We start from the raw sequence: 22,854 nt of genomic DNA, 5'->3' as shown, positions 1-22,854 counted from the left end.
CCAGAGCTATGGATGGCTGTGTGCCGCCGGTTTTATATTTCAATAATCGTGAAAAATTTTAATTTATCTTGAAAATGACCGTCAAGGGCTTGACGAGCCAGGCGTTCATCCCTACCGCCAGGCAACGAATGCCTTCCTCGCGCATGGCGTTCGCGGTGACCCCTATGATCGGCAACTGAGGGTCATGCTCCCTGAGTGTACGCGCCAGGTCGTAGCCGTTCATCAACGGCATATTCACGTCCGTCAACACCAGGTCGAAGGCGTTGGGTTGCCACAGGTGCATCGCCTGCTCGCCATTGGATGCCAAGGTCACCGTGCAGCCGAGTGCTTCCAGTTGTTCCTGGATAATGGCCTGGTTCACCGGGTTATCCTCGGCGACCAATATGCGCAGCCCCAGTGGCCCGGCGCTCTGTTGTTCGGGCTGCAGAGGTGGTTCGTGCTTGCCTTGTTGCGCCAATGAAACGGTGGCCGCAACGGCGCGCACATCGTGCATGTCCACTTCCCAGCCCTGTGCGGTGTACAGCGGCGGGCTATGGGCCCCGGGCACGCACAGCACGCGCTGGCCGGCCCAGGGTTGCAGCGGGCCGGTGGGTAGCACATCCACCAGCACCGCCTGGGGCGATTGTTGTTCCAGGGGCAACGCGGCCAGTGCCGCTTGAATGCCCAGGCGGTTGAGCCAGTCGCACATCGACTCTGCCAACTCACGCACCGGCGCCTGCACATACACCGGTGCTGCGCCTGGCTCAATCGGCGGCAGCCCCGGCACCTCGCTGGCGCACACCAGCAAGCTCATCTTCAGGGTGAAACTGCTGCCGAGGCCGGGTTCACTGACCACCTTGATCTCGCCGTCCATCATCTCTGCCAGCCAACGGCAAATCGGCAGGCCCAGCCCGGCGCCGCCTTGGCCTGCGGTGTCTGGGGCCTGGTAAAACAGGTCGAACAGCTTGATCTGCTGGGCTTCGCTGATCCCAACGCCGGAGTCGGTGATTTGCCACTCTAGGTCGACCTGGTCCGTACCGCGCCGGGTCGCCCTGGCACGAATCACCACGCGGCCGATGTCGGTGAACTTGAGGGCGTTGCTCACCAGGTTGTTCAGGATCTGGCGAATCCGCATCGGGTCGCCCAGTACGCAGTCCGGCAGTTGCGCATCAATGCAGGCATAGAATTGCAGGCCCTTGCGCTGGGCGAACGCGGCGTAGGTATGCAGGGTGTCTTCGAGCATGTCCAGCGGGCAAAATTCGACGGCTTCGATTGCCATCTGCCCGGACTCGATTTTCGACACGTCCAGCACATCGCTGATCAACTGGAACAAGGTGGCAGACGAACGCTGGATGGTGTTCAGGTAGGTTTTCTGGCGCGGGTCCAGCGGCGTCAGGCCCAGCAACTCAAGGGTGCCGAGCACACCGTACAAAGGCGTGCGAATTTCATGGCTCATGGTTGCCAGGAACAATGTCTTGGCCTCGTTGGCCGCGTCGGCGGCGCTCCTGGCCTCTTCCAGGGCCTGCGCGTCCTCGATATGCCGGGTGACGTCATTGAACGCATACAGCCGCACATCCTGGCCCTGATAGCGGGTCGAGACGAAGCCGATTTGCAGGTGGCGGCCGTCGATTTCCAGATGGGTCTCGCCGGTGTCGGCGCTGTCGTTATAACGGTTGAGCGAGGCCACCAATTTGGTGGTGCCCGGCCATTGCTGGGCGCGCTGGTTCTCGATCAACACCTGTTTATCTTCACGGCGCACCACACACAGCCCGGTGGGGGCGGTATCGATGATCACCCGGCTGAATGCAACGGCTTCGGCGATGCGTTCATGGGCCTGGCGCGCCGGGCGAATCACTTGCTTCCTGTACCAGCGGCTGCCGGCCCAGCCCATCGCGAGCACACTGCACAGCACCAGCGCCAGGCTGCTCAGTGGCCACAATGCAGAACGGAAAAAATGCCTGAAACTGATCCCGTAGATCGCCGTCCACTGCGGCCCGGCGCTGCTGGTGATCTTGAACGCCAGGCCGTCAGGGCGGAAGTTGAGGCCCTCACCCAGTGACGCTTGGTCAGCCGGCGGCCCGGTCAGGGTCTGGCCGGCGGGTGAGATCAAGGTGAAACGGTCATAGGTCGACCACTCCATGGTGCGTTCCATATCGTTGACTTGGGCCATGTCCAGCAGGGTGGCAACCACCACCTGGTGGTTGCCTTCGCCTGCACGTAGCACCTGCGGGGTCAGCGGGATGCCGATGTACGCCAGCAGCCGGGGCGGCGCTAGGGCGCTCTCGGCTGGCCGGTAGGTTTCCCAGTACAACTGATCCTCGGCCAAGGGTTGAGAGAGCTCGCTGAGCTGATCAAGCGCGGCTTCAACGTTTGCGTCGGCCGGGGCACCGGCGGCGATTTTGTCCCAGCTCCGGAACCCGATTGCCGGCACCGCCAGGCGGTAGTGAACGAGACGGTTGGTGATAAAGGCCTGTGGCGACTGATAGGGCGACGATGACCAGAACGCACTGTAGTAGTTGGCCAGGTGGGCCCCCAGGGCAAAGATCTTCTGCTGCTCGCTGGCCGTGACGTGTTGTGCATCGAACTGGGCGCTGAACGGCACCGAAAAGCCAAACTCGCGGCCTTCATACAGCGTACCGCGGGCGTCGATGCGCTGGTTTTCAAGGGTGAACTGGACGTTCTTGTCACTCATCAGTTCGCGCTGGGTAGCGGGCTGCGCCAGGATCCTCAGGAAGGCCTCCTGTTCATGGATGTTTTCCATCAGCCGTGCGAAGTGAAAACGCACGGCCGCGTGCTGCTCGTCGATCACCCGATGCAATGCCCAGTAGCTGGTGCCCGCCAGCAACAACGCGAGTCCAAGCACCACCATCAGCCCTTTGTTCAGGCGCAGCGAACTGCGGGTGAATGCTTCCAGGATCGCGTTGTTGTGCTTCATTGATGATTTCCGCAGACGGATGAGAAATCGGCGCTGGATGGAGCTTACTCCTTTATAGATTAAACAAAGCCAGGCCGCGGACTAGTGAGATGTCGCGGGGCCATCATTGTTCAATAGTTGCTGGAATTGGTCTGAAGAGACCGCGTGGGAGATCAGGAAACCCTGCACCTGGGTGCAGTCGATTTTGCGCAAAAGGGCCAGTTGCTGGGGCGTTTCGACACCTTCGGCAACCACCGTCAGTCCCAGCTTGCGGCCCAGTGCGATGATGCTGGCCAGGGCCGACGCCATGCCTTCGTTGTCGTGGCAACCCTGCACCAGCGCCTGGTCGATCTTGAGCTCGGTAAACGGGGTCGAGACCAGGTTCAGGTAAGAACTGTAGCCCTTGCCGAAATCGTCCTGGGACAGGCCGAACCCCTTGATGCGCAAGCGGCATGCGCCAGCGTAGAAGTTGCTGATGTCCTGGGGCACCGAACACTCCATCAGCTCAAAGCAAATCATCCCCGGGATGCCCTGGTGGTGCAGCACAAACTCCAGCAGGCGGTCTGCCAGGTCGTGGCTGTTGAGCAAATGGGTCGGCAAGTTGATCGACACCGGAATCTCGTAACCGCGCTGGCGCCAGCGTTCCTGGGCATGGATGGCCTGTTTCAGCACGATCCACAGCAGGCGCTCTTCCAGCTCGAAAGCTTTGATGGCCGGTAAAAACGAGGCCGGCAGCATCACGCCTTGCTCGGGATGCATCCAGCGCACCAGCGCTTCGGCGGCGACGATGCGGCCGTTGGCCAAGGATTTTTTCGGTTGGAACCAGGCCTGGAATTGGCCGTCGCCCATCGCCTGGATGATCGTCTGCCGGTCTATTTCCAGGTGGGCGGGGAGCATCGGCGGCGAAGGGCTGCGGTCCTTGTCGTTGAGTTGATTCACCAGGTTGCGCAGGGCTTCGGCCGCCACCGGTTTTGAAATCAGCCCTATCACTTCCACGTCGAGGTTTTTCGCCACCAGGCTGGCCGCCATCAACATGCGCCGGGACGCGGCACTCATGATCGCCAGGGCGGGCTTGCACCGCAGGCTCGCCAGGCTCTGGATAAACTGCACGCCATCCATGCCCGGCATCAGCAGATCCGTCAGCACAAGGTCGAAATCGCGCTGGCGCAACCGCTCCAGCGCTTCCTTGCCATCTTGGGCCGCTTCAAGGAGGAAATCCCCCAGCTCACTGAGCAGGTTCTGCAGGTAGATGTGCTGCAGGGGATGGTCCTCGACGATCAAAATACTATAAGGCTTCATGGGGGATCCGTGCGTAAGGCGCCAGGGAATTGAAGAGGGCCCGCAACGCAAAGGGTTTGACCAGGCAATGGTTCATCCCGGCGGCCAGGCACAGGTCGGCCTCGCCTCGCATGGCGTTGGCGGTGGCCCCGATGATGGGCAGCGAACAGCCTTGACGGCGCAGTTCCCTGGCTAACTCGTAACCGTTGACCCGGGGCATATTCACATCCGTCAGCACCACGTCGAAACGTGAGGCTTTGCACAGCAGCAACGCTTCATGACCATCGCCGGCCAGCTCAACGGTGCAGCCGAGCTCTTCGAGTTGGTCGCGCAAAATCAATTGATTGATGACGTTGTCCTCGGCCACCAGCACGTGCAGGTTGAGCTTTTGCAGTTCACGCTTTTTTGACTGCTCATCGACCCGCGCGACCCACAACCCTTGTACCTGGCTGACCGCCTGGTGAATCGCGCTCAATTGGTTGAGGTTGACGTGCCACGCGCCGGCCTCGGTCTGCTGGGTGTTGCAACTGCTGCTGCTCACCAGGATTACCGGGCCCGGCCAGTCAGGCACCAGCGGTTGTTCGACGGTGCCGGGATGCAGCTCCAGCAGCAGTTGGCCGTCCGGCTGGGTGGGTTGGCCGGTCTGTGCACGGGCGCCCCAGCGCCGCAGCCAGCCGCTGATGGATTGTGCGAGTTCGGGAATCGGCGAGACCACGTAAATGGTCTCTGCCAGCAAGCTGCTCATCGGTGGGCTGGGCGCTTCTTCGAGGGGCAACGTCAGGCTGAAACTGCTGCCCAGGCCCAGCTCGCTGACCATGCGAATATGCCCGTTCATCAATTGCGTCAGGCGCTGACAGATCGGTAACCCAAGCCCGGTACCGGCCACCACATTGGTGTTGCCTTCGGTTTGATAGAAAGGCTCGAAAATCATCGACTGATCTTCCTGGGCGATACCTTTGCCGGTGTCGGAGACTTGCCACAACACGCTGGAGCGTTCGTCATCGCGGTCGAGCAATTTGACCCGCAACACCACACGCCCGTAATCGGTGAATTTCACCGCGTTGTTCAGCAGGTTGTTGAGGATCTGGCGGATGCGCGTGACATCGCCAATCAACCGCTCAGGCAGCTTGGGGTCGAAGCAGGCATACAACTGCAAACCCTTGCCGAGCGCGGCAGCGGCATAGCCCTGGATGATTTCATTGACCAGCTCCAGCGGCGAGAACTCGCTCAGTTCCAGGGCCAGTTGCCCGGCCTCGATCTTCGATACATCCAGCACGTCGCAGATCAATTGCAGCAGGGTTGCCGATGAGCCTTCGATGGCATGCAGATAGTCTTTCTGCTGGGCGTCGAGTCGGGTACGGGCCAGTAGTTCCAGGGTGCCCAGCACGCCATACAGCGGCGTGCGAATTTCGTGGCTCATGGTTGCCAGGAACAAGGTTTTTGCAGCATTCGCCGCGTCCGCCGATTGCCGGGCTTCTTCCAGTGCGGCCTCCACTTGTTTGCGTGCGCTGATGTCGCTGAACGCACAAAACAGCACGTCCTCACCCCGGTAACGGGTGGGCGCGCTGCTGAGGTAAAGGTGGCGGCCGTCGATGGTTTCGAAATAATCGCTGTGCTCGGACGCAATGCTGTGGAACGCCTGGCGAATCCAGCCGGCGCACAACGCCTCGCGCTCCGGGCCGTCCCCCAGCCACTGCTGGGCCAGGGTGTTTTCCAGCACCACCTGGCCATCGGTGCGGCGCAGCACACACAGCGCGACCGGCGCGGTCTGGATCACGTCACGGCCGAATGCCTCGCTTTCAATCAGCGCCTGGATGCGATTGATCGAGGGGATGATGAAACGCTGATCAACCCGGCGCATCACCAGCCAGATCAGGGTCACACTGAACAGGCAAAATACCAACGACCCCAGCAGTTCCCGCCACAGCCCGCGCACTACGTCCCGCAGGTTGATCGAGTACACCAACTGCCAGTCCGACGACTTCAGGTGTTTGCGAATCACCAGGTGATCAGGCACCAGGCCGCTGCCCACAAAGCCGAAAAAATTATCGCCCTTGGGCTTGAGCAGTATCTCGCTCAGCCTGGCGTCGTGGCTGTTGGTAAACACCAGCATGCCCTGGGAGTTGAGCATCATGAACTCGCCCGCACTCTGGTCATTCAGGGTGCTGGAGACTTCCCGGCTTTCCATTTCCAGGCCCAGCCAGCCGGACTCGGGGTCGCGTTCATCCAGGCGAATGAACAGGTACAGGTGCGCGTGCTCTTCGGTCTGGTCGCTCAGCCACAGTTCGCCAACGTCCGACAGGTCGCTGACCCGCAGCGCTTTGAGCCGGTCGAGCATGCACATGGAAAACGGCAACACCTGCGTCGTGGAATTGTAGAGGCGCGTCACTTGTGGGTTTGGGCCGGCGTTCACGTAGAGCAGGTTGACCTGCTTGGCCTGCAGGTAATCACGCATGCGTGAGGTCAGCCAGATGCTCCATTGATTGCCCGGCGTGTCCCCCAGCAGCAGGCGCTGTTCTTCGCTGGAGGCCGGGTAAATCTGCGACTTGGCCTGCCTGGATTTGCGTACCGCCGACAGGCTCAAGCTCTCCAGCAGCGCTTCACGGTTGGTGAAAAACGTATGGGCTTCGGCAATCGCGCTGCTCATGTAGCCGCGTCGCTGGGAGATGTCATTGTTGAAGGTGGACAGCAGGAACGTGTAGACACCGCTCAGGATCCCCACCAATAGCACGGTCGCAAACGTACGAAGCAGCCTTCTGGCTGCTTCGGGTCGGGAGAGGACGGGATTGAGTTGGAGCAGGTAACTTTTAAATCGCATCGGCGGATTTTAAAGGTCCGCCTACGGCGTGGGCATAAGACGATCCTTAAAAGCTGCCGCGCGGTTACTTGTAAAACATGTCGACAATCACCGCTGCGTCGAAGGCTCCAGGGATCGGTAACGTACGCCACTTCAAGTCGGCCCTGAAGTCATGCCGGGTCTGGCCGGAAGCATTCAATTTGGCCAGGGCGAACCACTGATTGAAGGCCAGGGTTTGGCTGGTGTCTTCGCGGGACAGTGAGATGCCCACGGAGCTGTTGTTGTCCGGCACCAGCAAACCATTGATCAAGCTGCCGCCTCCCGGTGTGGTGGCGAACCGTGCGTCCACCGTGTACGGAGTGTCGCAGGCTTTGCGCAGGCTCAAGTTGAACGTGGCGGTACTGGCCACTTCGCCGATCTGTGCCTTGCGCGACGGTGTGGGGAAGTTGACCACGCTGGGGGTGATGGTCAGTTCGGGCGCGCAGGGCACGAAGCGGATGTCGTTGACCCCGGTGACGATGTAGTTGAGGTTGCTGTTGGGTTTGTTGTTGAGGCCCTGGATACCGTCGAGTTGAAACACTCGATATTGAGTGAGGTTACTGGCCTGGCCGTTTTGTGGGGTGGTGCCAAACTTTTCGATAAACACGCTGAAGTTGAGGGTGAACCGAGCTTGGTCCCAGCCTGTGCAATTGGCCCAGGTGCAGCCCCGATCGGAGAAGAAACCGGTGCCGTACTTGCCGGTGCTTTGGGTGATGGGCACCGATTTGTAGCGAATCCCGGCGCGTATGCCCTGGCCGATGCTGACGTTCGCCGGGTTCAGGTAGAAGTAAACTTCCTCGCGCCCGTGGTTAAAGTCGTCCTTGCAGATCACGTTGGTGGAGCGTGGGCCCGACTCCCAGATAATTGTGCCGTCCGGCGCATCGGCGCTCACCGCCAATGCCGTGCCGAGGGGCGCGATGTCGACGGTCGATCCGCTGCCGTCTTCCCGGCAGGCCAGCGCATAACTGGTGGCGGGGAGGGCGGCGCAAGTGCACAGGGCGGCCAGTAGCAGGTGTTTAACGTGTGGCATGGGTCGGTGTTCCCCGCGATCTATCACTTGAGGGCTGCGCTATGGCGCGCCTGCAAGCCGATATCGGTGATTTCGGTAAAGTGGATTTGGGTCCCGGCATTGATAGGCGCTTGGGTGTCGAGGACCTTGCGCTCCCCGGGCTTGAGCAGCAGGTAGTCGTCCAGCGCGTGAGTCTTGCCGGCGGTATCGGTCTGGAGATTCACCAGGGACAGGTGAAAGGCACTCTGGTTGGTCACGGCAATGGAGTGCCCGTCAGAGCTGCTCCACGCCAGTTGCCGCACGGCTTGTGCCGAGCCGCCCGCGAGCCCGGGCGGGCGATAGAACAGCTTGAGGCGCTGGCGCACCGCAAACTGCACGCTGTTGGGGCTTTCCGGCTTCAGCGGGATTTCCATGACGTTGAGCCAGAACAGCGACTCCCTATCACCGGGCAACCCTTCACCGGCATACAGGACCCGCAGCACGTGATGTTGCCCGGCATCCAGTTGCACCAGCGGCTGCACCACGGCGAAGGGTACCGCCCGGGTTGCATCTTCGTCTTCGCGGGTGATCCAGCTTTGCACCACCACCTGGCGCGGCTGCTGATTGACCACGTTGAGGCTGGCTTCTTTATCCTGGCCAAAGTAGATCAGGCGCGTGCCTTCAATCTTCACCGCCGACTGCGCGCAGGGCGCCACGGCCAGCAGTGAGGCGATCAGCGCAGCGGCGAACAGCAGGGCCCGGCAGGCCCGAAAAGTGGACGAATGATTGAGCGATGACATGTGGGTGTGCTGCGTCCCGGGAGTGACTTCGGGGCGCATGTTAAGGGGCAGGCGAGGAGGGTTTCTCTCAGGCGATTCTTAAAAACCGGCCCGGGTGCGTGGTTATTTCCAAAGGCGTTGAAAAAACACGGCTTAACATCAGACAAATCTTAAAAGAACCCGCCGACCGGCCGATAGCCTGACTAAGATCTGTTCACCTCGGGAGTATCGGTATGAGCATCAAGGGAATGCCTGCAATCTGTGCGGGCCTGTTGTTCGGCGTATCCGGTGTCTGCATGGCTGCCAGCTCGGCGGGCCAAGGTGTCATTTACTTCCACGGCAGCATTGTCGAGCCGTCTTGCACGCCGCTCGCCGTGGCCAATGGATTGAAGCTCAACGACTGCCCGGCATTGGCCCGCGGCAGCGCCATCAGCGTGCGCAGCGTGGAGCCGGTGAGTTCGGTCAGTGCCCTTGATCACAGTGCCGTGAGTGTGAAGCTAGTGTCCGATAGCGGCCGCGAGAACTCTTATTACCAGCAGCAATACTCGCTGGTGGATAGCCAGGGGAAACCCGTGAACTCAGGAAAGTACCTGGTCACACTGACTTCGCCTTGAAGAGGGCGGTGGTTTCAGAATCGCCTTAGAGTCAGGTGCGTGGCGCAGGGTTAACTTGGCGGCTGGTGAATGATTACTGAACATTCATGGGCCCAGCTGTCAGGTTTTCCCTATGTCAAATAAAGCGCTACGCATATTGATTGCTGATGGAGAGCTGTTCCAGCGGATCAAGATCGAGAAAATGCTCAACCAGCTGGGCTACTTTCGAATTGCGCCCATGAGCTCATTCAATGAAGTCCAGTCGATCGCCCGGATTCAGGGGGTGGCGATTGACCTGTTGATTATCAACGCGGCACTGGTGCGGTCGATGGAAGTGAACTTGCTGAAGTTCTGCCATGAGAATCCGCAGATCCGCCACGCCCTGATCTACGACGGCCAATGCGCACAAAGCTCGGTGGTGTCGGTGTCCGTCAGTGTGGCGATCCACCTGTCCCTGTCCCAATCCCCCGACTTCGACTCGCTGCGCCGCTGCCTCGACGTGGTTGACGCAGCGCGCTGCATGCCAACCGTGGAGCGCACCGGGGGGCCGGCGACGGTGACGCCGTTGATGGTGGCTGATACTCAGCAGCGGCGGCTTCCGTCAAACATCGCGAGCTTGCGGTCGCGTCGGTGAGTCTCAACTGCCCTTAACGAGCATGTACTTGTTGAAATTGTTGATGTGATCATCAAGATTATCCTCAAGCATCATCCGGTACTGATCACAGAAATACTTCAGCATCGCCTCACGCGCCTGGGCCATTTCTTCGCCGGATTTAAAGCTGCGTGCGCTGACCCAGGCATTGAAGCGTGTGGTGCCGAACATCATCGAGGCGCTGACTTTGCCCAGGTCGGCGAACGCCCTGAACTGCTCGTTGGACAGCTCGATGTGCGCGTCCGCGCGATCATAGAAGCCGTTGTCGGTGGTGTCTGGCATTGCGGTTACCTTCCTGTTCGTGAGTGCGGCGAAGGTACCGCCGCGCTCCACAGGAAGGCAACCACGTCGGCCGTTTCAGGCCTTATTTATTGCGCGTCACCCTCCACACCGTGTTGGCCAGGTCATCGGCAATGATCAGCGCACCCTTCGGATCAACCGTGACCCCCACCGGCCGCCCGCGAGTCTTGCCATCGTCCCCGCGGAAACCCGTGGCGAAGTCCAGCGGCTCACCGGCAGGCCGGCCATTGCTGAACGGCACGAAGATCACCTTGTAGCCCACCGGATTGTCCCGGTTCCAGCTGCCGTGCTCGCCGACGAAGACGCCGTCGGCATATTTCTCGCCCATGGCCGGGATGGAAAAATCGACGCCCAGCGCGGCGACGTGGGAACCCAGGCTGTAATCCGGCTTGATCGCGGCGGCGACCTTGGCCGGGTTCTGCGGTTGGGCGCGGGTGTCGACGTTCTGGCCCCAATAGCTGTAGGGCCAGCCGTAGAACTCGCCTTCGCGCACCGAGGTCAGGTAATCCGGCACCAGGTCCGGCCCCAGTTCATCCCGCTCGTTGACCACCGCCCACACCTGCCCGGAGCCCGGTTGAATGGTCAATGCCGTCGGGTTGCGCAAACCGGTTGCATAAGGCTTGTGGGCACCGGTGGCGGCGTCGATCTGCCAGACCATCGCCCGGTCGATCTCGACCTCCATGCCGCGTTCGGTGATGTTGCTGTTGGACCCAATGCCCACATACAGCGAGCGGCCGTCGGGGCTGATCGCCAGGGATTTGGTCCAGTGGTGATTGATCGCGGCGGGCAGCTCGGTGACGGTGGTGGGCGGGCCACCGGCCTTGGTCTGGCCGTCTTCGTAGTCGAAGCGCACCAGCGCATCCTGGTTCGCCACGTACAGCTTGCCGTCGGCAAAGGCCAGGCCGTAGGGCGCGTTGAGGTTTTCGGCGAACACGGTTTTCAACTCGTAGGTGCCGTCACCGTCGGCATCGCGCAGCAGGGTCAGGCGATTGCCGCCCTTGACCTTGGTGTTGCCTTCGGCCTTGATCACGCTGGCGATCACATCCTTGGGCTTGAGTTTCGCTGCGCTGCCGCCCCGGCCTTCGGCGACGAGAATGTCGCCGTTGGGCAGCACCAGGGTCTGGCGCGGGATCCGCAGGTCGGTGGCGATGGCGGTGACGCTGAAACCCTCGGGCACGGTGGGTTTCTGCTCGCCCCAGGCCACCGGTTCGGCGATCTTCATGCTGGGCAACAGGCCGCGTTGAGGTTCCGGCAGCTTGGGGTCGGGGCCGCGAGCCTGGGTGCTGTCGGCTTCGCCACCACAGGCGCTCAACAACATCGCCATGCTTAAAACGGTCAGCGTGCTGGAAGGCTTCATTGGGCACCTCCCGAGCGCAGGTTGGTCAGCCCGACCCACGTGGTCACGCAGGCCAGCAGGGTCACGACGGAAGACAGCACCAGGCCCGAAGGCATTACGGCCCAGGCATCCTTCGCATGCTCAAAGGCATTCACCAGGCCCAGCGCCCAGGTCACCAGCAACAGCAGGAAGTACACCGTGGGGCGCCCGGCCTTGCGGTCGGCACGCAGCAGGTTGACCAGTGCAAACAACCCCGCCAGCCCGCAGAACAGCAGGGCGCCGGCAATCAGCCAGGCGGCGAAGTTGCTCCATTGGATCTGGTAGGTCTGGTAGTAGGCAATGTCACTCAGCAGAGCGCCGAGAAACAGCGGGACGGTACCGGCAAGCAAGGTCGCGTGAAGCGGGCCAGGCGTGCAGCGGTAGGTGAGGGTGGTGGTGACGGTCACGGGCGGCTCCTTATCGTTGAGCGGCCCTGATGAGGCTCATCAGGGCCGCGCTGACTGCGCTTAAGGAAGGAGCGTGCTGCTTGCGCGTTAGTTCACCGTCTATTCGTTTCTAAATATTTTGCGTCAGTTGATGCGGGGATGCTGCTGCACCAGGTTTTCGCGCTTGGCTTCCAGTTCGGCGATTTGCGCGTCGATGTCTTCGATCTTCTGCTCGATATTGTCTTCGTGCTCCTGCAGCAGCTCCTTGGCTTCCTCGATATCCGACGCCGCCGGTGCCGCACCGCGCAGGGGTCTGTTGGCGGTTTCCTTCATGGTCAGGGCGGTGAAAAGCCCCAGCACCGCGAACACCATCAGGTAGTAGGCCGGCATGTACAGGTTGTTGGTGGTCTCTACCAGCCAGGCCATGGCAGTTGGCGTGAGGCCGGCAATCAGGATCGAGATATTGAAGGCGCTGGCCAGCGCGCTGTAGCGGATGTGGGTAGGGAACATCGCCGGCAGGGTGGACGCCATCACGCCGATAAAGAAGTTGAGCACCACCGCAATGATCAGCAGCCCCGAGAAAATCAGCCCGAGCTTGCCGCTGTTGATCAGCATGAACGCCGGAATGGCGAGGAAGAACAGCGCGATGCTGCCGAACAGAATGAAGGGTTTGCGCCCGATCTTGTCGCTGACAAAGCCAATCATCGGCTGCACGAACAACATGCCGACCATGATCGCGATGATGATCAACACGCCATGGTTTTCGCTGTAGTGCAGGTTGTGGGACAGGTAGCTCGGCATGTAGGTGAGCAGCATGTAATACGTGACGTTGGTCACCACCACCACGCCGACGCAGGTCATCAGGCTGCGCCAGTGCTTGGTGGCGACTTCCTTGAACGACACTTTCGGGCCACCGGCCAGGCCTTCGCGATCGCCTTGTTCGAGTTGTTCCACATGCTGTTGGAAGGCGGGTGTCTCTTCCAGGGCGTGACGCAAGTACAGCCCGATCATGCCCAGCGGCAGCGCGAGGAAGAACGGCAGGCGCCAGCCCCAGGACTGGAACGCCTCTTCGCCGATCACCGCCGAAATCAACACCACTACACCGGCGCCGAGGACAAAGCCGGCGATGGAGCCAAAGTCCAGCCAGCTGCCGAGGAAGCCGCGCTTGCGGTCCGGGGCGTATTCGGCGACGAAGATCGAGGCGCCGGTGTACTCACCGCCCACCGAGAAGCCCTGGGCCATCTTGGCCAGCAGCAACAGGATCGGCGCCCAGATGCCGATCGAGTCATAGGAGGGGATCAGCCCGATGGCGAAGGTGCTCAGGGACATGATCACGATCGTCGCTGCCAGGACTTTTTGCCTGCCGTATTTGTCCCCTAGCCGGCCGAAGAACAGGCCGCCCAACGGGCGAATCAGGAACGGCACCGAGAAGGTCGCCAGGGCGGCGATCATCTGTACGCTGGGGGATGCCTCGGGGAAGAACACCTTGCCGAGTACATAGGCGACAAAGCCGTATACGCCGAAGTCGAACCATTCCATGGCGTTGCCCAGCGCAGCGGCGGTGATCGCCTTGCGCATCTTGGCGTCGTCGACGATGGTGATGTCATCCAATCCAATCGGATTGACGGTTTTCTTGCGTGATTTCATGGGAATACTCAGCCGCAGGTCCATTTCGATGCCACTGTTTTGGTGGCATGCGCTTAATGGGTCAGATACATGCGGACACTGAATAATTCACCGTTGGCTGGATTTTTTTGTTAACGGCCCGGCAAGGATTAACGGATCCGCTCGCCCCCCAGGGAATCACGCTGCATCGACTGCAGGTTTTTCTCGATGGTTTCGCAAAGGGCTTCCATCTGGATCTGGTGCTCGCTGTCACGGAACGGGCTTTGCAAATCGGTGCCGATGCGCTCAATGGCCAGCAGCATGAAACCCACTACCGTGGACGCCAGCGGGGTGAACCAGCCCAGGGATTCCACCAGGCCCACCGGCACGATCAGGCAGAACAGCGAAATGAACAGCCGTGGGAAATACACGTAAGGGTAGGGCAGCGGCGTGTTGGCGATGCGCTCCATGCCGCCCTGGCTGTTGGACAAATCCACCAGGGTCGATTCCAGCCGCGCCAGGCGAATGCTGTCCAGGCGCCCGGCCTTGTATTCCTGGGCCAACAGGGCGGCGGAGCCGTTGAGGATGTCGTTGGAAAAGTTATTGGTACTGGTGCTGCGGGCGAACTCGTCGGCCGGCAGGAAGGCGCGGATTTCCTCCGGGCAAGGCTGGCCTCGCAAGTGCGCCGCCAGGCAGTTCACATACGCCACGTGACGGCGCAGCAAGGTCGACTTTATCGGGTTGACCTCATTGTCCGGGTCATCCAGCAGCGTCAGTACTTGCCGCGCAAAGCTGCGGGAATTGTTGACCATCGCGCCCCATAACGTGCGTGCTTCCCACCAGCGGTTATAGGCGCTGCTGTTGCGGAAACTGATCAGCACCACCAGCGCCGAGCCGAGCAGGGTGAGTGGCATCAGCGGCAGGTTGATCTTGCTGTTGAGGAACAGCATGAAGTCCACGGTGACAGCGATATCCCAGAGCAACAGCCAGAACAGCGCCCAGCCTACATAGCCCATGGTCTTGATGATCAGGCGGTATTTTTTGATGATGGCAGCTTTCAAACGGAAACCTCGCGGCGAGCGGTAAACATCAATGCCCTAGCTCGGACGGTGTTTACCGGGTAAAGGTTCGCCGGGGTGCTGCGTGTTCAGGCTTGAAGCGACAGGACGAAGCGTTTTTCGCTGTGGGGCATGCCGTCTGGTGCGGGCTGTTCAGGCACGAAACCGCAGCGGCTCAGGACTTTTTGTGAGCCGACATTCTCCGGGTACACGTACGCCACCAATTGCTTGAGTGCCCAACGCGCCTGTGCCTCGTGGATCAGATGCTTCAGCGCCAGGGTTGCCAGCCCTTGCCCGCACGAGCGCTCGCCCACGCGGTAACCGACTTCGGCAGAGCCCTTCGGTGAGTCGATGCTTTTCAGATTGGCGCGACCGACGATTTCGCCGCTGGCGTCCTCGATCACGAACGGGTGCCAGGCACCGGTGGCAAGGCCAGATAGATAGCCTTCAATATGCTCGGCGACGCCCTGCATCGAGTAAAACGATGGGTCGCGCGCCTCGATATGCGACTCGAACCACTCACGGTTACGGGTTTCGAAGGTCAGCAATGCTTCAGTGTCCGTACTGCTCAGCTCGCGAACGCGAAATGACGTCATTGCTCAAATCTCCCGGGTTGTTCTGTGCATTTAGTCATGTTTTCGTCATAAAGGCGTGTGAAATTTGCCTGCCAAAAATATGAAATCATGGAGTTCTTCCGATGAGGGTAGTCACCTCCGGTTCGGCGTATTTGGACATCGATGCGTACGCTTGTTGCATTGCGTACGCCGAGTTGTTGAATCGCCAGGGTGTCGAGGCGCGTGCCGTCAGCAGTGCTCCGCTGAATGCCAGCATCTCCAGGACCGTGCTCGGCTGGCCATCGTCACTGGATGACTACCGGCCCGAGCCCGGTGATGAGTTTGTGTTGGTGGATATCTCTGACTTCCACCACTTCGACCCGGTGGTCGTGCTCGATCAGGTGGTGGAGGTGATTGACCATCACCCGGGGTTTGAAACCTATTGGGCGCAGAAACTCGGACCTCACGCCGATATCCGATCCATTGGCGCGGCGGCGACGCAGGTGTTCCTGCGTTGGGAGGCGGCCGGTTTGCTGCCACTGATCAGTGAACACAGTGCCGCGTTGCTGGCCACGGCAATCCTGGACAATACCCTGAACTTTAGTGGGCAGTTGACCACCCTGGCGGATGTTCGGGCTTATGAAAACCTGGCGCTGCGGGCGAAACTCGCGGTGGACTGGCCTGAGCGATATTTCCATGAGTGCCAGGCCACTATCGAGTCAGACCTGACAGGCGCGTTGGCGGGTGACATGAAGTGGCTGAAAGCCGACAGCAAACTGCCGCAGGTTTTCGCGCAGATGACGGTGTGGGATGCCGGTGCGCTGATCCGAAAGCATCACTCGACCATGGTTCATTGGTTGGCGGCCCAGGGTGAGGACTGGCTGGTGAATATCATCAGCATCCGTGAGTGCAAAAGCTATTTCCTGGCTGAGCCCAAGGTCAGCCAGGAAAAAGTGAGCCAGTTGCTTGCCATTGACTGGCAGGCCGGGATGGCGGTGCTGGAGCGTTCGCTGTTGCGCAAGGAACTGGTAAGGCTGGCGGCCACTGATTGACGGCGCTCACCAAAGTGACGTTCCTCTTTGGTCAACCCGCAATACAATGGCCAGGGTATTACCGAAAAGGAACGGCAGTTGAACGAACACACATTGTCCATGCGCCTGGAGCGTGTGGCGGCCCATATACCCGCCGAGGCGCGCCTGGCGGATATCGGCTCTGATCACGGCTACCTGCCGGTGGCGTTGATGCGTCGTGGCGCCATCACGGCGGCGGTGGCGGGCGAGGTGGCCTTGACGCCATTCCGCGCAGCCGAGCGCACGGTGCGCGAGAACGAGCTGGAGCAGCACATCACCGTGCGCCTGGCCAGTGGCCTGGCGGCGATCGAGTCGGCAGACGGGATCACCGCGATCAGCATCTGCGGCATGGGCGGCGAGACGATCCGCGACATCCTCGACAGTGACAAGGCACGCCTCAACGGCAAGGAGCGCCTGGTGTTGCAACCCAACGGCGGTGAGCAACCGTTGCGCCAATGGCTGATGGAAAACGGCTACCGCATCGTGTGCGAAGAGCTGCTGCGGGAGAATCGCTTCTTCTACGAAATCATCGTTGCCGAGCGCGCCGGGCCGGTGAGTTATACCGCCGAGGAGCTGTACTTCGGCCCGCTGCAAATGCAGGCGCGCCGCCCGGAATTCCTGCTCAAGTGGCAGCACATCCTGCGCCACAAACAGCAGACCCTCAGCGACTTTGCCCAGGCGCGGCAGGCGGTGCCCGAGGACAAGGTGCGAGAGGTTGCCCAGCAGGCGCGGTGGATTACCGAGCTGCTCAGCACTAATGTGAATAGTGATGGTCAATAAGCCCCGCACGGAGCCGGCCGGCTCCGCATTGGTATTTTTGATCAAGGACAATGACAGAATGCTCGCCGCAAAGTGATCAGCCACTGCCCCCATCTGACCCTGTAAATCGGGCCTCGCCTTACGTTTTTCCTTCCTACCATTTGAAGATTTAACCCATGCACCTACGCAAAATTGCAGTTGGGCTGTCAGCCCTTGTTTTGCTCTCCACCGGGGCAGAAGCCCGTGGCCTGCTGGACCTCATCAAGCTGCCTGCCGAGCATCAGCAACACACCTCCCGCTCGGGTTCCATCAGCCAGAGTGCCGCTCTAAATCTCTATTCAAACAAACAGCAACGGGCTTCCTTCGATGGCTGCGCCGATCTGTTCCCGTCCGCGCAACCGATCAACACGGCCACGGTGCCGGCCACCCTGAAACCCCTGGCGCTGTGCTCGGATAATTTTGCGGTGCTGTACTCGCAAACCAGCAAGACCCCGTTGGTAGTGGTCGAACGCCTGAATGCCCGCCAGTTGCAGGACGCCAAAGGCGAAGAACGCACCAACCAGTTCTACCCCGACCCGCGCATTCCCAAGGGCGCGCGCGCCGAGTTGAGCGACTACCGTGGCCAACACCCGGCGGTGGACCGTGGCCATCAATCCCCGGCCGCCGATGCGCCGAGCACCAACGCCATGGCCCAATCCTTCGCACTGTCGAACATGGTGCCCCAGGACCCGACCAACAATCGCAAGATCTGGAGCAAGGTCGAGGCGGACGTGCGCAAGTTTGCCAAGCGCGCCGACGGCAACGTGTTCGTGTTCACCGGCCCGTTGTTTGACCCTGGCTACAGCACCATCGGCGACAACAAGGTCTGGGTGCCGACTCGCCTGTTCAAGCTGGTGTATGACGTGTCGTCCAAGCGGGCTTGGGCGTATGTACTGCCCAACGCTGAAACCCGTATCCAGAAGCCGATGGATTACGAAACGTTTGTGAAGACTACCGGTCTCAAGCTGCTGGGGAATTTGCCGGTTACCGGTTCGGTGGGCCGTACTTGATGGCTTGACGTGTTGGTGTCACTTGCCCTTTTTCAACGCCTTCAACCGCAACGTTGCGCGCTGCACAGCGGCCATCTTCTCTGGCCGCTTCATCTTTTTCCATTTGCGAATATCGTCCTTGGTGCGTCCACAGCTGACGCACAGCTCACCACTGAGCTGGCAGATTGAGACACATGGATTCTCGATATCCTTAGCCAAGGCTTCGCCCCTTTACCGCATACAGTTTGGCCAGGCGCAGACGCCAATTGCCGCCATGCTGGAGGTGACATTCTTCTTCGGAGTCGAAGCGCACGTAGCGGTCTGAAGAGGGGAGATCCACCCTGGCATCCTCCAGCGCGGTGGCTGTCAGCTCGCGCATCCGCAGGTCCAGCCCGGTTGAAAGGGCCAGTTCCCTGTTTGCCCGGGTATCGAAGACCCAGATGACCACCAGGCTTTGCGCAAAGGCCTGGTAGTCGACTTCGTGGGTCAGCCAGTCGAAGCCGGTGATTTCCGCCTTGGCGATTTCACAGGCTTCGGTCAGGGTCGCGACCAGGCGACGCTCGATGCGTGCGCTGTCGCGTTTGGTTGAAGACATGGGGATTCCTTGAGGAGCGAGGAGGGTGATGATACGCGAGAGATCAACTGAGGGAGCTGTCGAGGTGATCGTTCCCACGCTCTGCGTGGGAACGCCGTCTCGGACGCTCTGCGTCCAGCTGACGATGCAAGGTTCAAGTCCTGCGCAATGGTGACGCGGAGCGTCACAGGATGTATTCCCACGCAGAGCGTGGGAACGATCAACTGTGCGAGCCTGCGAAGATCAACTGTGGGAGCTGTGTTGCCCATCAGCTATTTTTGGGCCGATCCAGCTTGCGCGTCATGGTGTACACCGCCACTCCGGCGGCCAGGATGCCGGAGGCGGCGCCGACCGCCAGTGCCCAGCGTGGGCCCAGGTGGTCGGCCACCCAACCCACTATCGGTGCTCCAATCGGTGTGCCGCCAAGCGCCACGCCCACCCGCAGGGCGATCACCCGGCCGCGCATGGCGGGCTCGGTGGTGAGTTGCATCAGGCTGTTGGTGGTGTTGCTGAAGGTCAGGGCGCCCACGCCGATGATCACCAGCGCCCCGGCGAACAGCCAGTAATTCGGGGCAATCGCCGCCAGGGTACAACCCACCCCGAACACCAGCGCGCCGTAAAGCAGCGACTTGAAGTGCGGCCGCTCGCGACCGGCGGCGATCAGGGCCCCGGCGATGGTGCCGATGGCCAGGGTCGACGTCAGCAGGCCATAGCCACGGGCATCGGCGTGGAACACGGTGACGGCCATGGTCGAGATAAAGATCGGAAAATTCATGCCGAAGGTGCCGATCAAGAACAGCATGATCAGGATCGCCATCAGGTCCGGCCGCGCCCACACATAGCGCAGGCCTTCAGTCAGGCTGCCCTTGGTGCGCAGCGCCCGCAGGCGGGTGTGCAGCCCGGAAACCCGCAGCAGAAACAGCGACGCCAGCACCGCGAAAAAGCTCGCACCATTGAGCAGGAAGGCCCAACCGGTGCCCACCGACGCGATGGTCACACCGGCCACCGCCGGGCCAATCATGCGTGCCATGTTGAACGAGGTGGAGTTGAGCGCGATGGCGTTGGACAAGTCTGCCTCGCCCACCAGATCCGCCACGAAAATCTGCCGCACCGGCGCATCGAACGCCGAGGCGCAGCCGGACAACAACGCGAACACATACACGTGCCACAGCTGCACGATGCCGGTCAGGGTAAACACCCCCAGCATCAGCGCCAGCACACCCATCACGCCCTGGGTAACGATCAGCAGCTTGCGCTTGTCGTAGTGGTCGGCGGCGAAGCCGGTCCAGGGCAGCAACAGCAATTGCGGCCCGAACTGCAACGCCATGACGATGCCGACGGCCGAGGCGTTATGCGGGGTGAGCTGGGTCAGCACCAGCCAGTCCTGGGCCGTGCGTTGCATCCAGGTGCCGATATTCGACACCAGGGCGCCGGCGGCCCAGATGCGGTAGTTGACGCTGCGCAGCGAGCGGAAAATGCCCATCGAACTCACACCGGCCTTGAGGGATGACCACCATTGAAGCGCCCGAAATGCTGCGCCAGGAAAACACTCAGCGCCAAGGCCCCAAGCCCGAGGGCGAGCACATCAGCGGTGCTTTTGAGGTCGAAATCCCCGACCCGGCAGACCAGCACGTAGCCGATCACCAGGTTGAGAAAACCCCAGAGCACATTCAGCGTCGAGGAAGACCGCCCTTCGCCGCGCGGCTTGGCAAACGGCGTCTGGAAAGACTGCCCCATCAAACCACTGACGCAATGGGGCAGCGCGTTGGCGAGCAATACGCCGCCGAAGAAGTAAGACACCAGCTCATGCCATTGCATCGTCACGCACCCCTTGTTTCAAGCAAACCGATGATGTCTTGCGCCGTGCCGGTTTCCCCCAGCTTCGGGAATACCTGGTTCAGGCTGTAGTGATGGGCCTCGGCGTTCGCGTCGGTCATGGCGTCGACGGCCAGGGTCACGTTGAAGCCGGCCTCGTAAGCCTGGCGCGCGGTGGACTCCACGCCGGTTCCGGTAGCAACGCCGGTGATCACCACTTGGGTCACGCCGAGTGCTTTGAGTTGCGCCTCAAGATCGGTGCTGGCGAAGGCGCCCCAGGTGCGTTTGGTCACCCCAATGTCGCCGGGTTGCTGATCGAGTTCGGGCAGCAGGTCGGCCCATCCCGGTGGAAATACATCGCTGCGCCGTGGCCGCTCGGTGCGCCCGGGGGCGAAGCCTGTGACGTTGACCAGCACCACCGGCATCCCGCGCTCACGGAACGCGTTGAGCAGCGCACGGGAGCGTTCCACCACGCCGTCGATGGGGTGAATGAACGGGTATTCGGCGATGCCTTTTTGCAAGTCCACGATGATCAGCGCGGTGTTGGGATCCAGCAAGGTGACGGCCATGGGATGTCCTCGAACGGGTGGAGAGGTTCAGAAATCGGCGAGGCGCTCCAGCAGCTTTACCGCTGCCGCGAGTTCAGCTTGTTCTTCGGCAGACAGTTGCTCCTGCAGCGCCCGCAGCAGCCAATCGTCCTTGGCTGCCCGGCTGGCGATCAGGTGCTTACGAAAGCCGGGAGTCAGCTCGATCAGGGTTTGCCGCCCATCGCTGGGATCGGGTTTGCCCCTGATCGCTTTCATGGTCTCAAGCCCGGCCACGGTGATGCGCATGGACTGCGGCCGCACGCTCTCCGCCCGGGCCAGGGCCGATACAGTGCTGGGCCCGTCACGGTCCAGGCGCAGCAGCACCGACTTCTGGGCCGAGGTGAAATCATTGGGATGGGTCTGTTCCCGCAGCCGGCGTATCAGCTTGCCCAGGGAGATGCGCAGCTCGGCGGCCAGGGCGGCGGATTGGGTTTCGGAGGTGATGGAGGGTTTGTTCATGCTCGGACGTTAGCATGCGTGCAGAAAAACTGTACAGTTTAGCTGTATGAATTTTTTGTCATAAATTCGGCTCTAACCGCAAAGCTCCGACAAAATGGCTACCCCAGGTTTGCCTTACGGTATTCATCGGGTGTCTCGCCCGTGAGCTTGCGAATTTCGGCCTTTACGGTGGCCAGCCTGGCCTTCCAGATCCTGACACCACCGCCTCCCTTAGATCGCCTGTCGCCGGCTGGCCCCCGGCGGCTGCCCGGTAACGCGCTTGAACGCTCGGCTGAACGCCGCCTGGGAGTTATAGCCAAGGCGCTGCGCCACGGTTTCGATCGGCAGCCGTTCCAGCGTCAGCCACTGGCTGGCCAGGCGCATCCGCAGTTCGGTGGCGTAGCGCAGCGGTGGCGTGCCGATGGTGGTTTGAAAGTGCTGGGCGAACACCGAGCGTGAGGTATGACATTGCGCTGCCAGCTCCTCCACCGTCCAATCGCGCCCGGGTTGCTGATGCAACGCCAGCAGGGCCTTGGCGAGGCGTGGGTCGCGCAACGCCGCCACCAGGCCGGACGCATTCCCGCACGCACATTCAACCCAACCCCGAACTACCATGGCCGCCACCACCTCAGCGAGGCGCGCCAGGATGCCGGCGAAGCCAATGCGGGCGCTGCTGACTTCACGCTCCATGGCCGCCAGGATCGGCATCAGCCCCGGATAACGCTGGCCCTTGGCGTCGATCAGCATCAGGTCCGGCATCAGGCGGCCAAGGCCGTGCAAACTCCCCAGTTCAAACTCCATGCAGCCGCTGAAGAGCAGGGCGCTTTGCGTCACGGCCACATCGGCCCGGGCATCCACGGCACACACCGCATCACCGAGGGCTGCCGCGTTGAAGCTGTCGATGTCCTGTACCGGCACGTCCGGGCTGGAGAGCAACTCATGGGCACCGCCATGGGAGATGAACACGGCATTGCCTGGCGTCAGTTCATACAGGGTGCCGTCCTCGGTACGCAGGGTGACGCAACCGGCAGCGATAAGGTGGAAATAGGCGTGCCCGGGCTTGGCCGGGAAGCCCAGGCCAAACGCCGGTCCAGTCTGGATACGCCGGTACTCGACACCCCGCAGGCGCATGCCGCGCAGCAGTTCGTTGATGAGGTCAGAGGACTGGTCGAACGGATCGGTGGGCATCATTTCCGGGGTTTCGGTAAAGGATTCGAGATTTTGCATCATAGATCATCCCGATCGTCGCACCTAGACTGCCGGTCGCAATAACTTTTGAAGGATGA

Annotated in this window: 23 protein-coding genes; 5 read left to right on the top strand and 18 right to left on the bottom strand. The window is 61.2% G+C overall.

Translation table 11 applies throughout. The annotated features are described in order from the left end of the window. Positions 1 to 58: 58 nt before the first annotated feature. The 5 genes from BLU46_RS05635 to BLU46_RS05615 form a co-directional block, all read right to left on the bottom strand. Positions 59 to 2,914, bottom strand: a complete 2,856-nt coding sequence (locus BLU46_RS05635) for a response regulator (RefSeq protein ID WP_093199598.1) — start codon at positions 2,912 to 2,914, stop codon at positions 59 to 61. 81 nt (positions 2,915 to 2,995) lie between these two features. Then, the gene (locus tag BLU46_RS05630; RefSeq protein ID WP_063031880.1) at positions 2,996 to 4,192 is read right to left on the bottom strand and encodes an EAL domain-containing response regulator; all 1,197 of its coding nucleotides are present in this window, start codon (positions 4,190 to 4,192) and stop codon (positions 2,996 to 2,998) included. Continuing rightward, positions 4,179 to 6,989, bottom strand: a complete 2,811-nt coding sequence (locus BLU46_RS05625; RefSeq protein WP_063031878.1) for an ATP-binding protein — start codon at positions 6,987 to 6,989, stop codon at positions 4,179 to 4,181. Before BLU46_RS05625 ends, BLU46_RS05630 begins: the two co-directional genes overlap by 14 nt. Positions 6,990 to 7,053: 64 nt before the next feature. Next, the gene (locus BLU46_RS05620) at positions 7,054 to 8,037 is read right to left on the bottom strand and encodes a fimbrial protein (protein ID WP_093199595.1); all 984 of its coding nucleotides are present in this window, start codon (positions 8,035 to 8,037) and stop codon (positions 7,054 to 7,056) included. A gap of 23 nt (positions 8,038 to 8,060) precedes the next feature. Next, complete coding sequence (locus BLU46_RS05615; protein ID WP_093199590.1) at positions 8,061 to 8,795, bottom strand: fimbrial biogenesis chaperone; 735 nt, start codon at positions 8,793 to 8,795, stop codon at positions 8,061 to 8,063. A 212-nt stretch (positions 8,796 to 9,007) separates the two neighbouring features. Between BLU46_RS05615 and BLU46_RS05610 the strand changes: the two genes are divergently transcribed. Both BLU46_RS05610 and BLU46_RS05605 read left to right on the top strand, forming a co-directional pair. Further along, positions 9,008 to 9,388, top strand: coding sequence for a type 1 fimbrial protein (locus BLU46_RS05610; RefSeq protein WP_093199587.1), 381 nt, complete (start codon positions 9,008 to 9,010; stop codon positions 9,386 to 9,388). Between the two features lie 112 nt (positions 9,389 to 9,500). Continuing rightward, positions 9,501 to 10,001, top strand: a complete 501-nt coding sequence (locus BLU46_RS05605) for a chemotaxis protein CheY (protein ID WP_231988871.1) — start codon at positions 9,501 to 9,503, stop codon at positions 9,999 to 10,001. Positions 10,002 to 10,004: 3 nt separating this feature from the next. Here BLU46_RS05605 and BLU46_RS05600 read toward each other — a convergent pair whose 3' ends face one another. The 6 genes from BLU46_RS05600 to BLU46_RS05575 all read right to left on the bottom strand — a co-directional run bounded on the left by BLU46_RS05600 (position 10,005) and on the right by BLU46_RS05575 (position 15,339). Continuing rightward, a complete protein-coding gene (locus BLU46_RS05600; RefSeq protein WP_093199584.1) occupies positions 10,005 to 10,301 on the bottom strand; it encodes a DUF3144 domain-containing protein in 297 nt (98 codons plus the stop codon). Between the two features lie 82 nt (positions 10,302 to 10,383). After that, positions 10,384 to 11,676, bottom strand: coding sequence for a PQQ-dependent sugar dehydrogenase (locus tag BLU46_RS05595; RefSeq protein ID WP_063031868.1), 1,293 nt, complete (start codon positions 11,674 to 11,676; stop codon positions 10,384 to 10,386). Further along, a complete protein-coding gene (locus BLU46_RS05590; RefSeq protein ID WP_093199581.1) occupies positions 11,673 to 12,101 on the bottom strand; it encodes a DUF2231 domain-containing protein in 429 nt (142 codons plus the stop codon). Before BLU46_RS05590 ends, BLU46_RS05595 begins: the two co-directional genes overlap by 4 nt. Positions 12,102 to 12,224: 123 nt before the next feature. After that, on the bottom strand, positions 12,225 to 13,727 hold the full coding sequence (proP, locus tag BLU46_RS05585; protein ID WP_093210132.1) for a glycine betaine/L-proline transporter ProP: 1,503 nt from the start codon (positions 13,725 to 13,727) through the stop codon (positions 12,225 to 12,227). 128 nt (positions 13,728 to 13,855) lie between these two features. Continuing rightward, positions 13,856 to 14,746, bottom strand: a complete 891-nt coding sequence (locus tag BLU46_RS05580) for a bestrophin family protein (protein ID WP_063031864.1) — start codon at positions 14,744 to 14,746, stop codon at positions 13,856 to 13,858. Positions 14,747 to 14,832: 86 nt separating this feature from the next. Continuing rightward, on the bottom strand, positions 14,833 to 15,339 hold the full coding sequence (locus BLU46_RS05575; protein ID WP_093199577.1) for a GNAT family N-acetyltransferase: 507 nt from the start codon (positions 15,337 to 15,339) through the stop codon (positions 14,833 to 14,835). Between the two features lie 101 nt (positions 15,340 to 15,440). On the opposite strand from BLU46_RS05575, the gene BLU46_RS05570 reads away from it, so the two are divergent. The 3 genes from BLU46_RS05570 to BLU46_RS05560 all read left to right on the top strand — a co-directional run bounded on the left by BLU46_RS05570 (position 15,441) and on the right by BLU46_RS05560 (position 18,175). Beyond that, the gene (locus BLU46_RS05570; RefSeq protein ID WP_093199574.1) at positions 15,441 to 16,349 is read left to right on the top strand and encodes a DHH family phosphoesterase; all 909 of its coding nucleotides are present in this window, start codon (positions 15,441 to 15,443) and stop codon (positions 16,347 to 16,349) included. A 78-nt stretch (positions 16,350 to 16,427) separates the two neighbouring features. Beyond that, complete coding sequence (locus BLU46_RS05565; protein WP_093210131.1) at positions 16,428 to 17,147, top strand: tRNA (adenine(22)-N(1))-methyltransferase; 720 nt, start codon at positions 16,428 to 16,430, stop codon at positions 17,145 to 17,147. Between the two features lie 155 nt (positions 17,148 to 17,302). After that, complete coding sequence (locus BLU46_RS05560) at positions 17,303 to 18,175, top strand: DNA/RNA non-specific endonuclease (protein ID WP_093199571.1); 873 nt, start codon at positions 17,303 to 17,305, stop codon at positions 18,173 to 18,175. A gap of 18 nt (positions 18,176 to 18,193) precedes the next feature. Here the strand turns inward: BLU46_RS05560 and BLU46_RS05555 are convergent, their stop codons facing one another. The 7 genes from BLU46_RS05555 to BLU46_RS05525 all read right to left on the bottom strand — a co-directional run bounded on the left by BLU46_RS05555 (position 18,194) and on the right by BLU46_RS05525 (position 22,795). Continuing rightward, complete coding sequence (locus BLU46_RS05555; RefSeq protein WP_093199568.1) at positions 18,194 to 18,373, bottom strand: DUF1289 domain-containing protein; 180 nt, start codon at positions 18,371 to 18,373, stop codon at positions 18,194 to 18,196. Next, positions 18,366 to 18,749, bottom strand: coding sequence for a hypothetical protein (locus BLU46_RS05550; RefSeq protein ID WP_093199564.1), 384 nt, complete (start codon positions 18,747 to 18,749; stop codon positions 18,366 to 18,368). Before BLU46_RS05550 ends, BLU46_RS05555 begins: the two co-directional genes overlap by 8 nt. A gap of 247 nt (positions 18,750 to 18,996) precedes the next feature. Then, positions 18,997 to 20,211, bottom strand: a complete 1,215-nt coding sequence (locus tag BLU46_RS05545; protein ID WP_093199560.1) for an MFS transporter — start codon at positions 20,209 to 20,211, stop codon at positions 18,997 to 18,999. Positions 20,212 to 20,216: 5 nt separating this feature from the next. Continuing rightward, positions 20,217 to 20,546 (bottom strand): hypothetical protein, encoded by a 330-nt coding sequence (locus tag BLU46_RS05540; protein ID WP_063031852.1) that lies wholly within the window; start codon positions 20,544 to 20,546, stop codon positions 20,217 to 20,219. A 2-nt stretch (positions 20,547 to 20,548) separates the two neighbouring features. Next, the gene (locus BLU46_RS05535; RefSeq protein ID WP_093199557.1) at positions 20,549 to 21,112 is read right to left on the bottom strand and encodes an isochorismatase family protein; all 564 of its coding nucleotides are present in this window, start codon (positions 21,110 to 21,112) and stop codon (positions 20,549 to 20,551) included. Between the two features lie 27 nt (positions 21,113 to 21,139). After that, positions 21,140 to 21,589 (bottom strand): MarR family winged helix-turn-helix transcriptional regulator, encoded by a 450-nt coding sequence (locus tag BLU46_RS05530; protein WP_003214523.1) that lies wholly within the window; start codon positions 21,587 to 21,589, stop codon positions 21,140 to 21,142. 210 nt (positions 21,590 to 21,799) lie between these two features. Next, positions 21,800 to 22,795, bottom strand: coding sequence for an AraC family transcriptional regulator (locus tag BLU46_RS05525; protein WP_093210130.1), 996 nt, complete (start codon positions 22,793 to 22,795; stop codon positions 21,800 to 21,802). Between the last annotated feature and the right edge of the window lie 59 nt (positions 22,796 to 22,854).

The sequence above is a fragment of the Pseudomonas yamanorum genome, from assembly GCF_900105735.1.
In the GTDB taxonomy this organism is placed as follows: domain Bacteria; phylum Pseudomonadota; class Gammaproteobacteria; order Pseudomonadales; family Pseudomonadaceae; genus Aquipseudomonas; species Aquipseudomonas yamanorum.
Note: the sequence above shows the minus strand (reverse complement) of the source record. Positions and strands in the feature narration are given on the sequence as shown.